The following is a 12,843-nucleotide window of genomic DNA, read 5'->3' as shown; positions in this document are numbered from 1 at the left end:
CAAGACGATGGACGACGACACCCTGAAGCGGCGCCTGACCCCGGAACAGTACCGCGTCACCCGCTGCGCCGGCACCGAACGCGCCTTCACCGGACCGTATTGGAACGAGAAACGCCCCGGCACCTATGCCTGCGTCTGCTGCGGTCGCCCCCTGTTCGACGCGGCGACGAAATACGATTCGGGCAGCGGCTGGCCGAGCTTCTGGGCGCCGATCGCCGAGGCCGGCATCGCCGAACACCGCGACGTCTCCCATGGCATGATCCGCACCGAAATCCGTTGCGCCGAATGCGAGGCCCATCTCGGCCACGTCTTCGACGACGGGCCGCAGCCGACCGGCCTGCGCTACTGCCTCAACGGCAACGCCCTCGACTTCCAACCGGACGAAGAACCGAAAGCATGATCGCTTCCCGCCTGTCGCCTCTCGCCGACCATCCCGCCCCGACGATCGAGGCGAGACCGGTTTCCCGAACCCTCCACGGCGTCGAGATCGTCGACGACTTCGGCTGGCTGCGCGCCGAGAACTGGCAGGCGGTGATGCGCGATCCGGGCGTGCTCGATCCCGCCATCCGCGCCGTGCTGGAGGCCGACAACGCCCATGCCCGCGCCATCATGGCGCCGACCGCGGCGCTGCAGACCCGCCTGTTCGAGGAGATGAAGGCGCGCATCAAGCAGGACGACGCGTCCGTTCCCGCCAAGGACGGTCCCTACGCCTATGCCGCGCGCCATCGCCCCGGCGGCCAGCACCCGATCCACGTCCGCACGCCTCGCGACGGCGGCGACGAGGAGGTGCTGCTCGACGGCGACGAGCGGGCGGCGGGGCTTTCCTATTTCCGCCTCTCCGGCGTCGTCCATTCGCCCGACCATCGGCGGATCGTCTGGGGCGCCGACGAGAACGGCTCGGAATATTTCACGCTGCGCGTCCGGGATCTCGTCCGCGGCCTCGATCTCGAGGACCGGGTCGAGGCGACCGGCGGCGAGGCGGTCTTTTCCGCCGACGGCGAGAGCTTCTTCTACGTCCGGCTCGACGACAACCATCGCCCGTCGAAGGTCTTCCTGCACCGCATCGGTTCGCCGGCGCTCGAAGACGTGCTGGTCTACGAGGAGGCCGACCCCGGCTTCTTCGTCGGGCTCGGCAAGACGCTGTCCGGCCGCTTCGTGGTGATCGCCATCCACGACCACGAAACCTCGGAGGTGCGTCTGATCGACGCGGGCCGCCCGACGGCGGCACCGCGGCTGGTCGCGCCCCGCGTCACCGGCGAGGAATACGAGGTCGAGGATGCCGGCGATCGCTTCACCATTCTGACCAACAACGGCGGGGCGGAGGACTTCCGCATCGTCACGGCGCCGATCGAGGCACCGGGGCGGGAGAACTGGGAGACGCTCGTCCCCCATGTCGACGGTCGGCTGATCCTGTCGCAGACGGCGACGAAGCATCACCTCGTCCGCCTCGAGCGGGTCGAGGGCCTGCCGCGCATCGTCGTGCGGCGCCTGTCCGACGGGGCGGAACATGCCGTCGCCTTCGACGAGGAGGCCTATTCGCTCGGTCTCCTCGGCGGCTACGAGCACGACACGACGAACCTGCGCTTCTCCTATTCGTCGCCGACCACGCCGGTGCGGGTCTTCGACTACGACATGGAGAGCCGCGAGCGGGTGCTGCGCAAGGAGCAGGAGGTGCCGAGCGGCCACGATCCGGCGGCCTATGTGGCGCGGCGGATCTTCGCCCCGGCGGCCGACGGCGAGACCGTGCCGATCACCCTGATCCATGCCCGTTCGACGCCGATCGACGGCAGCGCGCCCTGCCTCCTCTACGGCTACGGCGCCTACGGCATCACCATTCCGGCGGCCTTCTCGACCTCGATCCTGTCGCTGGTCGATCGCGGCTTCGTCTATGCCATCGCTCACATCCGCGGCGGCAAGGACAAGGGCTTCCGCTGGTATGCGCGAGGCCGGCGCGAGTTCAAGACCAACACGTTCGACGACTTCGTCGCCGCCGCCCGCCATCTGGTGGCGGAAGGCTTCTCGGCGCCGGATCGGCTGGTCGCGCAGGGCGGATCGGCCGGCGGCATGCTGATGGGGGCGGTCGCCAACCGGGCGGGCGGGCTCTTCGCCGGCATCGTCGCGGAAGTGCCCTTCGTCGACGTGCTCGCCACGATGTGCGACCCCGACCTGCCGCTGACCCCGCCGGAATGGCCGGAATGGGGCAATCCGATCGAGGACGAGGCGGCGTTCCGCACCATCCTCTCCTACTCGCCTTACGACAACGTCGAGGCCAAGGCCTATCCGCCGATCCTCGCCCTGGCGGGTCTCACCGATCCGCGCGTGACCTATTGGGAGCCGGCGAAGTGGATCGCCCGGCTCCGGGCGAAGGCGAGCGGCGGGCCGTTCCTGATCGAGACCAACATGGACGCCGGCCACGGTGGCGCCTCCGGCCGTTTCGACCGACTGAAGGAGGTCGCCAAGGTCCAGGCCTTCGCCATCGCCGTCACGGGGACGCCGGATCTGCCGTGAGGCGGAGGGCGTCGCGCAGCACACCAAATGCCGAAGGCCGGAGGCGTCACCGCCTCCGGCCTTCTCCGTTCATGCGCCGACGATCGCGCCGGGCGCGGCGGTCACTTCTTCGCCGGGCAGGTGTTGATGCCGAGAAGGGTGTAGGCCGGGCAGAAGCCGAAGATCGCGGTGGCGAGCGGCACCACGCCGATCCAGCCGATCCACTTCCAGGAGATCGTCGCCGGGCCGAGCAGGGCGAAGGCGATCAGGGCCAGGCCGACCACGATGCGCAGGATCTTGTCGATGCCACCGACGTTGGCGTTCATGGGAATTCTCCTCGTGTGTGTCGCGGGCGGAGGGGACGCGGGGGGTACGCCCCGTCTCCGATCGCGACCACCATAACGCCGCGGCAGGCCGGCGTCGGTGACCTAGTCACACGGCGGCCTCATCAGAAAGACGCGCCCTCGACCGCCTCGGCCAGCCGATCGAGCCCGGCGCGGTCGACGACCTCGACGGTGCCGCGGCCGAGGCGGACGAGGCCGCGCTTCTCGAAGGCGGAGAGGTGACGGCTCACCACCTCGCGGGCGGTGCCGAGTTCGGCGGCGAGATCGCGGTGGGTGACGGCGAGGACGTCGCCGCCGCGACCGACGAGATGGCGGGCGAGGCGGGCATCGACGCGGTGGAAGACCGCCGACTGCAGCGTCGCCAGGAGATCGGCGACGCGGCGGCCGTAGCCGGTGAAGACGAAGCGGCGGAAGCCCTCGGACCGCGCCATCAGCGTGTCGAACAGCGCCGTCGGCACGGCGACGCCGGCGGTCGGCTCCTCGACGATGCCGTCGGCGGCATAGGCGTCGCCGGCGAGCAGGCAGGCGGTCGTCAACACGCAGGTCTCACCGCGGCGGACCCGGTAGAGCACGATCTCGCGGCCGGTATCGGCGATCATCTGGACGCGTACCGAACCGTCGAGCACCAGCAGATAGGCGGTACAGGCCCGGCCGGGCGAGAAGACCACGGTGCCGGTCGGGAGATCGACCGTGCGGGCTCCGGCGAGGAGCGCCGCGCGATCCTCGGAGCCGAGGCCGCCGAGGCCGGGAATCCGTTCGGTCCAGTCGCTCGCCGTCACCCCATGCCCCCGATCGTCACGAACCACCCCCGCGGGAGGACGGCGACAGGCTACTCCCCGCCGGTGGCCGGGATCAATCGAGGAAGGCGGTGTCGTCGCCGTCCTTCGGTGTCTTTCGGGGAGTGATGCCGACGTCGAAACCGGGCAGGCCGCGCGGCAGACGCGGGCGTTCGGCGGCGGGCGCCAGCGTCGCCAGCCGGCGGGCCGCCGCGCCCTTGGCGAAGTTCATGCGCAGGCGGGTGCGCAGCTGGTCGGGGCCCCAGTAGCCACCGGGGCCGGAGACGTAGGCATGACGGGCACCGAGCGCGCGGCGGGCGTGGCGGGCGACCGTCTCGGGCGCGAAGGGGCGCACCAGCAGGCTGTCGATGCCGGCGCCGACCGCCGGTTCCAGCGTCGAACGGACGACGCAGGACGACATCATCACCACCGCCATGTCGGGATTGGCGATGCGGATGCCGCGGCGGACCGACTTCACCCAGTCGATGCCGGAGATGCCGGTCAGAGTCTGATCGACGAAGACGAGGTCGATCGGCGTGTCCATGACCCGCGCCAGCGCCTCGTCGGCATCGCCGAAGACCTCGACGCGACGGAAGCCGAGATGGCGCAGCATGGCGCGCATCATCGACTGGAAGGTGCGGTTGGGGTCGAGGACGACGACACGGGCCTCGGCGAAGGAATCGGCGGCGAACATCGGACGCCTCCTTTCCCTTGCGTCATTCTCGTCGGCCCGACTGTCCACCCCGGCCGGTTGAGAAAGCGTTCACACGGAAACGCAAAACGGCCGGACACGAGGTCCGGCCGTTCGATGTGTCGTCGATCGCGCGCGCCGATCAGACGGCCTTCTCGTAGCACTCCAGGACGTAGTCCCAGTTGATCAGGCTGTCGACGAAGGTCTCCAGGAACTTCAGACGCAGGTTGCGATAGTCGATGTAGTAGCAGTGCTCCCACACGTCCGCGGTCAGGATCGGCTTGGCGCCGACGGTCAGCGGGTTGTCGGCATTGCCGGTCTTGGAGATGACGAGCTTGCCGTCCTTGACCGAAAGCCAGGCCCAACCGGAGCCGAACTGGGTGACGCCGGCCTGCACGAAGTCGGCGCGGAACTTGTCGTAGCCGCCGAGGTCGGCATCGATCGCGGCCTGGAGCTTGGCCGGGATCTTCTTGCCGCCGCCGTCCTTCTTCATGAACTTCCAGAACTCGGCGTGATTGAAGTGCTGGGCGGAGTTGTTGAACACCGCGACGTTCTTGCCGGCCGAGGCGACGATGATCTCCTCGAGCGACTTGCCCTCGAACTCCGTCCCCTTCACCAGATTGTTCAGGTTGGTGACGTAGGTCGCGTGATGCTTGTCGTGGTGGAACTCGAGCTGCTCGACCGAGAAATACGGAGCGAGCGCGTCGTAGGCATAGGGCAGCGGGGCGAGTTCGAAAGCCATCGGAAGGACTCCTGCGGAATGGCGGGCGCCGGCGTCTCGGGTGAGCGGCGACCGGGAAGGGCCACGTGCAACATAGGGAGGACTACGGACCTCGGCAACCGCCGCGCCCGAATTCTTCCAGTTCGAAGCACCCTACGCCGCATCACGCGTGGGCGAAATCCCAATAGAGTCGGCGCGCCAGACGATAGACCGGGCCGGGCTCGAGTTCGCGGTTCTCGAAGCGGACGATCGGCATCACCTTGGTGTAGTTGCCGGTCGAGAACATCTCGTCGGCGCCGAGGAAATCCTCGTAACGCAGCGTCTTCTCGACGACCGGCGTGCCGGCCTTGCGCAGGAGGTCGATGGTGCGGGCCCGCGTGATGCCGGCGAGGAAGGTGCCGTTGGGCACGGGCGTCATGGCGACGCCGTCCTTGACCATGAAGACGTTGGCGGAGGCGAGCTCGGCGACGTTGCCGAGCATGTCGAGGACGAGGGCGTTGTCGAAGCCCTTGTCGCGCGCCTCGCGGGCGGCGCGCGCGTTGTTGGGATAGAGGCAGCTCGCCTTGGCGTCGGTCGGCATGCATTCGAGCGTCGGCCGGCGGAAGCGCGACAGCGTCACGGTGATGCCGGTCGGCGGCAGCATCGGCGCCTCCCACAGCGTCAGCGCGAAGCGGGTGGAGGCCGGATCGGCGCCGATCACGAGATTGGGATGATCGTGCTCACCCCAGTAGCTCGGACGGATGTAGAGCTCGGCGTCGCGGGAAAAGCGCGTGAGGCCGTCCTTGGCGAGTTCGAGGATCTCCTCGTCGCGCATGGTCGGCTCGAGGCCGACGGCGCGGGCCGAACGGTTGGTGCGGGCGCAATGGCGATCGAGATCGGGCGTCACGCCCTCGAAGGCGCGGGCGCCGTCGAACACCGAGGTGCCGAGCCAGAAGGCATGGCTGCGCGGCCCGATCAGGGGCGGATTGCCCTCCAGCCATTCGCCGTCGAACCACGTCCAGGTCTTCGGGTTCTCGATGCCGTGCGCCATGATGCCGCCTTTCGGGTGATGAGTGGGAACCCCACCGATACGACCGTACAGCAAGCAATGCAAGGATCGGCGGCGGCGACGGCCGATCCGCCTGTGACGCGGTGCGTCGGGCGAACGGCGGAGGGGCGCGGCGATTGCCCCCTTTTCCTCGGCGGTCGGTTCGGTCCATTGTCGCCACTCCCGATCCACGGAGCGACGCATGTCCCACGCGATCTACGTCTTCGACGCCTATGGAACCCTGTTCGACGTCCATGCGGCGGTGCGCCGCCATGCCGACGAGGTGGGCCCCGAAGGACAGCTCCTGTCGGCGCTGTGGCGCGCCAAGCAGCTCGAATATTCGTGGATGCTGACCATGATGGGCCGCTACAAGGACTTCTGGACGCTGACCGAGGAGGCGCTCGACTATGCCTTCGCCCGGGTGCCGCAGGCCAATCGCGCCTCGCGGGCGGCGCTGCTCGACAGCTACCTCACCTGCGACGTCCACCCGGACGTGCCGGAGGTGCTGAAGCAGCTGAAGATGCGCGGCGCGAAGATCGTCATCCTGTCGAACGGCACGCCGAAGATGCTCGCGGCGGCCTGCCGCTCCGGCGGCATCGACGAGGTGGTCGACGACATCGTCTCGGTCGACGAGATCAAGATCTACAAGCCCGACCCGCGCGTCTACGACCTCGTCACCACGCGCTATCGCTGCTTCCCCGAGGCCGTGTCGTTCCAGTCGTCGAACCGCTGGGACGCGGCCGGCGCCACCGCCTTCGGCTTCCGCTCGGTCTGGGTCAACCGCAACGACCTGCCGGAGGAATACAACGAGTTCCGCCCGGCCGCCGTGCTGCCGAGCCTCACGGGTCTGCTGACGCTGGGCTGATACGACACCCCGTCATCGAACCGTCGCACGCCCCCTCCAAAGGTTGGGGCGACGCGAAGCTCACCGTCGCGCCTCCCTCGGGGGAAACATGACCGTCGCCGACAGGACCCGCGCCCTCTCCGCCCTCGAAGGGCTCGCCGAACCGATGCCGGGGCTGGTCTTCGCTCACGCCTTCGACGAGGTCGGCCACGCCCATGTCCTCGCCGATGCCGAGGCGATCGGCGCGGCGCTCGCCGCCCGCGACGGCTGGGTCTGGCTCCACTTCAACCTCGCCGACGTTCGGGCCGGCGAGTGGATCGGCCGATCGAGCCTGCCGGAGACGGCGCGCGATCTGCTGCTCGATCCCGACGACCACCTTCGGCTCGCCGCCGAAGACGAGGCGCTGTTCGGCGTCTTCGCCGACTTCCGCCGCGAGTTCGCCCGCGACACCCGCGGCGACATCGCCCATCTGAAATTCGCCCTGCACGGCCGTCTGCTCGTCACCGGACGGCGCCAGTCGCTGCGCTCGATCGAGGGCGTGCGGCGGGCGATCGCCCGCGGCGAAGCCTTCGAGACCGGCGAGGCGTTGCTCGAATGGGTGTTCGACACCTTCGCCGACGAAGTGACCGCCACGGCGCGCGAACAGGCCGAGAAGCTCGAGGTGATCGAGGAGCGCGTGGTCGAGGACCGGGTCGATCCGGAGGATCTCCGCGTCGGACCGATCCGGCGCATGGCGCTGCGCCTGTCGCGTCAGGTCGGCGCGCTGCGCATCCACTTCGCCGCCCTCGTCGACGACCGCGAACGCGATCTGCCCGAGGACGTCTTCGCCATGGCCGAACGGGTGGCGCTGCGTCTCGCCTCGGTGGCGCGCGACGTCGAGGCGATCCAGGAGCGGGCGCGGATCATCCAGGAAGAAGCCTCCGCCAAGGCGGCCGACCACATGAACCGGCAGCTGTCGACGCTCTCGGCGCTGACCGCCCTGTTCCTGCCGGCGACGCTGGTGACCGGCGCCTTCGGCATGAACACCAAGGGGCTCCCCTTCGGCGACGACGAGACCGGCTTCTTCCTCGCCTGCCTCGTGGCGCTGATGGGATCGGGCGCGGTCTATCTGATCCTGCGCCGGATCGGCATCATGAAGTGAGCGCCGCCTCGAGATCGGCCTGCACGGCCGGTTCGAGATCGAGTTCGAGATGCAGCCAGACGAGCCCCGAGGGCGCGATCCGCACGACGTTGGCGGCAACGATGATCTCGAGCTCCAGCCCCTCGCCCGCGGTCTCGTCGACGCGGGTCACGATCTTCGCCCGATCTTCGGGCTTCACCAGCCCCGCCGCGAAGGCTTCCATCCGGGCGCGATGCTCGACGGGCGTGCCCTCGGGCAACCGCCACCAGAACCAGATCCGCGCATGATCGCCGATCCGCCGCGGTGGCTCGAAGCCGGAGCGCACCACCTCGACATCGGCGGCCACGAGGACCGCGTCGAGCACCGCCCGCGGACGCGCCTCGTCGGAGGCGGCGAGCACGGCGGCGCAGGGCACGATCGGGCGGGAGAGCGTCATCCGCCCTCCCCTCACGCCAGGTTCTTGAGGATCCGCGCCCACGACCGGATGCCCTTGTGGAAGCTCTCGAGGTCGTACTTCTCGTTCGGCGAGTGGATGCGGTCGTCGTCGAGGCCGAAGCCGACGAAGAGCGTCGGCATGCCGAGATACTTGGCGAAGGCGTTGCCGACCGGGATGGTGCCGCCCATGCCGGTCATCAGCGCCGGCACGTTCCATTCGTCGCCGAGCGCGCGGCGCGCCGCGTCGAGGACCGGGCTGTCGAAGGGCATGGTGAAGCCGGCCGAACCGCCGTGGGCGTGGAAGGTCACGGTCGCATCGGGCGGCAGCATCTCGGTGACGCGGGCGCGGAAGGCGGCGCGGATCTTCTCCGGGTCCTGACCGCCGACGAGGCGGAAGGAGACCTTGGCCGAGGCCTTGGCCGGCAGCACGGTCTTGAAGCCGTCGCCGGTGTAGCCGCCGGTGACGCCGTTGAACTCGCAGGTCGGCCGCGCCCAGATCTGCTCCAGCACCGAACGGCCCCGTTCGCCGGCCGCGGTCTTCAGCCCGACCGGGCCGAGGAAGCTCTCCTCGGTCGCCCCGAGCGCCCGCCAGGAGGCGTCGACCTCCGCCGGCAGATCGTCGACGCCGTCGTAGAAGCCGGGCAGCGTGACGCGGCCGGTGTCGTCGTGGAGGCTGGCCAGGATCTTGGTCAGGACGCGGATCGGGTTCCAGGCGGGGCCGCCGAAGAGGCCGGAATGGAGGTCGCGATCGGCGCAGGCAATCTTCACCTCCTCGCCGACGAGGCCGCGGAGGCTCGTCGTGATCGCCGGGCGGCCGCGCGCCCACATGTTGGTGTCGCAGACCAGCGCGAGGTCATGCGAGAGCTCGGCGGCATGGGCCTCGAGGAAAGGCTCGAGCGAGGGCGAACCGCTCTCCTCCTCGCCCTCGAGCAGCACCGTGACGCGGACCGGCAGACGGCCTTCTTCGGCCAGCAGCGCCCGCATCGCCTCGATGAAGATCAGCAGCTGGCCCTTGTCGTCGGCCGAGCCGCGGCCGGTGACGACCTCGACGCCGTCGCGCTCCTCGACCTTGGGGTCGAAGGGATCGGCGTGCCACAGCTCCAGCGGGTCGACCGGCTGGACGTCGTAGTGGCCGTAGAAGAGGACGTGGCGGGCGTCGTTTTCGACCGCGCCCTTCCAATGGGCGACGACGATCGGGTGGAACGGCGTCTCGCGCAGGGAGGCCTCGAAGCCTAGATCGGCGAGGAGCTTCACGCAGTGCTCGCCGGTCGCGCGCACGTCGGCGGCGAAGGCGGGATCGGCGGAGATCGACTTCAGCCGGACGAGATCGAACAGACGGGCGAGGCTCGCGTCGAGATCGGCGTCGACGCGGGCGAGAACGGGATCGATGGACATGGCTTCCAATCTCACTTCAGGAGCGAACCGAGCACGCCGCGGACCAGCGCATTGGTGATCTGGCGGCCGGCGGCGGAGGCGGCGGAACGGGCGGCGGACTTGATCACCGCCTCACCGAGGGTCTGCGAGCGCGGACCACCGGTCTTCATGCTCGCGACGCCGCCGACGGTCGACAGGATGCCCCCGAGGACGCCGTCGAAGAAGCCCCCGCCGGTCGGGGCAGGGTTGTCGCCACCGGGCTGCGCAGGGCTCGCCTCGATCTTGCCGCGCAGCTTCTCGTAGGCCGAGATCCGATCGACCGTCTCGTCGTACTTGCCGGCGACCGGCGAGGTGTTGACGAGGGTGGCGCGCTCTTCCGCCTTCAGCGGTCCGACGCGGGCCTCGGGCGGGCGGACGAAGGTGCGCTGGACGATCGAGGGCACGCCCTTGCCGTGCAGCATCGAGACCAGCGCCTCGCCGACCGCCAGCTCGGTGATCGCCGTCTCGGTCTTGAAGGCCGGGTTCTGACGGAAGGTCTCGGCGGCGGCGCGCACCGCCTTCTGCTCGCGCGGCGTGAAGGCGCGCAGCGCGTGCTGGACGCGGTTGCCGAGCTGGGCGGAGACGGTGTCCGGCACGTCGAGCGGGTTCTGCGTCACGAAATAGACGCCGACGCCCTTGGAACGGATCAGGCGGACGACCTGCTCGACCTTCTGGATCAGCGCCGGCGGCGCCTCGTCGAACAGCAGATGCGCCTCGTCGAAGAAGAAGACCAGCTTGGGGCGGTCGATGTCGCCGACCTCGGGCAGTTCCTCGAACAGTTCGGAGAGCAGCCACAGCAGGAAGGTCGCGTAGAGCCGCGGGTTCGACATCAGGTCGTCGGCGGCGAGGATGTTGATGCGGCCGCGGCCCTGCGCGTCGGTCGCCATGAGATCCGAGATCGCCAGAGCGGGCTCGCCGAAGAAGGCGTCGCCGCCCTGCTGTTCCAGCACGAGGAGCTGACGCTGGATGGCGCCGACCGAGGCCTTGGAGACGTTGCCGTAGTCGACCGTCAGCTCGTCGGCGCGCTCGGCGACATGGGCGAGGACGGCGCGCAGGTCCTTGAGGTCGAGGAGCAGCAGGCCCTCTTCGTCGGCGAGCTTGAAGACGATGTTGAGCACGCCCTCCTGCACGTCGTTGAGGCCCATCAGGCGCGCGAGCAGCAGCGGCCCCATCTCGGTGATGGTGGCGCGGACCGGGTGGCCCTGGACGCCGAAGACGTCCCAGTAGACGGTGGTGAACTTCTTCGGCTCCCACTCGGTGAAGCCGATGTCGGCGCAGCGCCTGGCGATCCAGTCCTTCTCCTCGCCCTTGGCGCCGATGCCGGAGAGATCGCCCTTGACGTCGGCGGCGAAGACCGAGACGCCGGCCTCGGCCAGGCCTTCGGCGAGCACCTGCAGCGAGACGGTCTTGCCGGTGCCGGTGGCGCCGGTGACGAGGCCGTGGCGATTGGCGAGCTTCAGCTCCAGCCACTCCGGCTCGACGCTCTTGCCCAGATAGACGCCGCCCTCGATGTGCATCGGATTCTCCCCGGAAATCGACATGCCCTTCCTTAGCCCGCGCGCGCTCGCTTGGAAACAGAGCCGGGACATGACGTTGGGGCAGAGAAGGGTCGGGGAGGCCCTTGTTCGATCCCCTCGCCTTGTGGCAGGTTCGGCCGCCGACGGACTTCAGGGTGGATCCCGCAGAGCGCGCGACGCCAGATCGAGCGCGGCGGGAATGGAGCCTCCGGCAGCCATGCCGCGGCCGTTCGGTCGCGGAAGGGGGGATGAGTCCACGAGCCACCCCTCCGACGACATTCGACCGGCGTCTCCCGACGCCGTGGCCTTTCGAGGACAGGTCCCATGCAGGAAATCATCGACAAGATCGCCGCCCAGGTCGGCATCGACCCCGCCACCGCCGACAAGGCCGTGGCGATGATCGTCGACTTCATCTCGAGCCATGCTCCGGCCGAATACGTCGACATGGTCAAGCAGTACGTTCCCGGCTTCGACCAGATGGCGACGGCGGGCGCGGCCCATGCCGAAGCGGCGGCGGCCGAGGCCGGTGGCGGCGGCGGCCTGATGGGCGCGCTCGGCGGTCTGATGGGCGGCGGCGGCATCGCCGGTGCGCTCGGCAGCCTGATGGGCGGCTCGGAAGGCGGCGGCATGGGCGCGGGCCTGGCGCTGCTCGGCAACCTCCAGAAGGAGGGGCTCGACATCGGTCAGATCAAGGAGATCGGCAGCAGTCTCGTCGGCCAGCTGAAGCAGGTCGCCGGCGACGAGAACGTCGACAAGCTGCTCGCCAACATTCCCGGCGCGTCGCATCTGATCGGCTGACGGCGTCCGTCCGGACAATATCGCGCCCGATCCTCTCGACTTCCGCTCGGGGGGATTGTGGAATCACGGTTTTCGGGATCAAATCCCCGACCATAATCTCTCGAGCCGACGCCGGTTTCAGTCCGGCGCGGCGATCCAGCGAGGAACCGCGCAATGACCAACATCGTGGACATCGAAGGCATCGGCCCGGCCTACGCCGCCAAGCTGACGGCGATCGGCCTGAAGACCGTGGAGGCCTATCTCGAGGCCGCCAAGGACCCGAAGGGCCGCAAGGACATCGCCGAGAAGACCGGCATCTCCGACAAGCTGGTGCTGGCCTGGGCCAACAAGGCCGACCTCTTCCGCATCAAGGGCGTGGCTTCGCAGCTCTCCGACCTGCTCGAGGCCGCCGGCGTCGACACCGTCAAGGAGCTCAAGCACCGCAACGCCGCCAACCTCCATGCCAAGATGCTGGAAGTGAACGCGGCCAAGAACCTCGTCAACCACGTCCCCGGCGAGAACCAGGTCGCGGCTTGGATCGAGGAAGCCAAGACGCTTCCGGCGATGCTCACCTACTGAGGTTCGACGCGAGCGCGGCCCCCCGGGCCGCCGCCGCGCGCGACATGCGGGCCGGATCGGGCGACCGATCCGGCCCGTTCGCGTCTGTGGCCCGTTCGCGTCCTGCCCGTTC

General features: G+C 69.2%; 14 protein-coding genes. 6 read left to right on the top strand and 8 right to left on the bottom strand.

Annotated features, from left to right (window positions below):
• Window positions 1–7 precede the first annotated feature (7 nt).
• Both msrB and ACT541_RS07285 read left to right on the top strand, forming a co-directional pair.
• Window positions 8–400 (top strand): peptide-methionine (R)-S-oxide reductase MsrB, encoded by a 393-nt coding sequence (gene msrB, locus ACT541_RS07290; protein WP_476135468.1) that lies wholly within the window; start codon window positions 8–10, stop codon window positions 398–400.
• The gene (locus ACT541_RS07285; protein ID WP_476135466.1) at window positions 397–2,508 is read left to right on the top strand and encodes a S9 family peptidase; all 2,112 of its coding nucleotides are present in this window, start codon (window positions 397–399) and stop codon (window positions 2,506–2,508) included. The genes msrB and ACT541_RS07285 overlap by 4 nt, the downstream gene beginning before the upstream one ends.
• Before the next feature lie 101 nt (window positions 2,509–2,609).
• Here the strand turns inward: ACT541_RS07285 and ACT541_RS07280 are convergent, their stop codons facing one another.
• The 5 genes from ACT541_RS07280 to ACT541_RS07260 form a co-directional block, all read right to left on the bottom strand.
• Window positions 2,610–2,813, bottom strand: coding sequence for a YgaP family membrane protein (locus ACT541_RS07280; protein ID WP_476135464.1), 204 nt, complete (start codon window positions 2,811–2,813; stop codon window positions 2,610–2,612).
• A gap of 122 nt (window positions 2,814–2,935) precedes the next feature.
• Window positions 2,936–3,610, bottom strand: coding sequence for a Crp/Fnr family transcriptional regulator (locus ACT541_RS07275; protein ID WP_476135462.1), 675 nt, complete (start codon window positions 3,608–3,610; stop codon window positions 2,936–2,938).
• A 73-nt stretch (window positions 3,611–3,683) separates the two neighbouring features.
• Window positions 3,684–4,301 (bottom strand): response regulator, encoded by a 618-nt coding sequence (locus ACT541_RS07270; protein ID WP_476135461.1) that lies wholly within the window; start codon window positions 4,299–4,301, stop codon window positions 3,684–3,686.
• Between the two features lie 139 nt (window positions 4,302–4,440).
• Window positions 4,441–5,040 carry a superoxide dismutase gene (locus ACT541_RS07265; RefSeq protein WP_476135460.1) on the bottom strand — a complete coding sequence of 200 codons (600 nt, stop codon included), beginning with the start codon at window positions 5,038–5,040 and terminating at the stop codon, window positions 4,441–4,443.
• 142 nt (window positions 5,041–5,182) lie between these two features.
• Entirely contained in the window at window positions 5,183–6,049 is an 867-nt protein-coding gene (locus ACT541_RS07260) for a branched-chain amino acid aminotransferase (RefSeq protein ID WP_476135458.1), read from the bottom strand.
• Between the two features lie 199 nt (window positions 6,050–6,248).
• On the opposite strand from ACT541_RS07260, the gene ACT541_RS07255 reads away from it, so the two are divergent.
• Both ACT541_RS07255 and ACT541_RS07250 read left to right on the top strand, forming a co-directional pair.
• Entirely contained in the window at window positions 6,249–6,911 is a 663-nt protein-coding gene (locus ACT541_RS07255; RefSeq protein ID WP_476135456.1) for a haloacid dehalogenase type II, read from the top strand.
• Window positions 6,912–6,999: 88 nt separating this feature from the next.
• Window positions 7,000–8,031, top strand: a complete 1,032-nt coding sequence (locus ACT541_RS07250) for a CorA family divalent cation transporter (protein ID WP_476135454.1) — start codon at window positions 7,000–7,002, stop codon at window positions 8,029–8,031.
• Here ACT541_RS07250 and ACT541_RS07245 read toward each other — a convergent pair.
• From ACT541_RS07245 to ACT541_RS07235, 3 genes are read right to left on the bottom strand one after another with little or no spacing between them, the layout of a single operon-like run.
• Window positions 8,021–8,446 (bottom strand): hypothetical protein, encoded by a 426-nt coding sequence (locus tag ACT541_RS07245; RefSeq protein ID WP_476135453.1) that lies wholly within the window; start codon window positions 8,444–8,446, stop codon window positions 8,021–8,023. The genes ACT541_RS07250 and ACT541_RS07245 overlap by 11 nt on opposite strands.
• 11 nt (window positions 8,447–8,457) lie before the next feature.
• Window positions 8,458–9,840 (bottom strand): M20/M25/M40 family metallo-hydrolase, encoded by a 1,383-nt coding sequence (locus tag ACT541_RS07240; protein ID WP_476135451.1) that lies wholly within the window; start codon window positions 9,838–9,840, stop codon window positions 8,458–8,460.
• A gap of 11 nt (window positions 9,841–9,851) precedes the next feature.
• Window positions 9,852–11,375, bottom strand: a complete 1,524-nt coding sequence (locus ACT541_RS07235; protein ID WP_476135450.1) for a helicase HerA-like domain-containing protein — start codon at window positions 11,373–11,375, stop codon at window positions 9,852–9,854.
• 324 nt (window positions 11,376–11,699) lie between these two features.
• On the opposite strand from ACT541_RS07235, the gene ACT541_RS07230 reads away from it, so the two are divergent.
• Both ACT541_RS07230 and ACT541_RS07225 read left to right on the top strand, forming a co-directional pair.
• On the top strand, window positions 11,700–12,173 hold the full coding sequence (locus ACT541_RS07230) for a hypothetical protein (RefSeq protein WP_476135448.1): 474 nt from the start codon (window positions 11,700–11,702) through the stop codon (window positions 12,171–12,173).
• 153 nt (window positions 12,174–12,326) lie between these two features.
• A complete protein-coding gene (locus ACT541_RS07225; protein WP_476135446.1) occupies window positions 12,327–12,731 on the top strand; it encodes a DUF4332 domain-containing protein in 405 nt (134 codons plus the stop codon).
• Window positions 12,732–12,843: the final 112 nt, after the last annotated feature.

Source organism: Pinisolibacter sp. DMC100 (assembly GCF_056313705.1).
The sequence above is the reverse complement of the archived record's forward strand: the minus strand, read 5'-3'. Positions and strand labels throughout refer to the sequence as shown.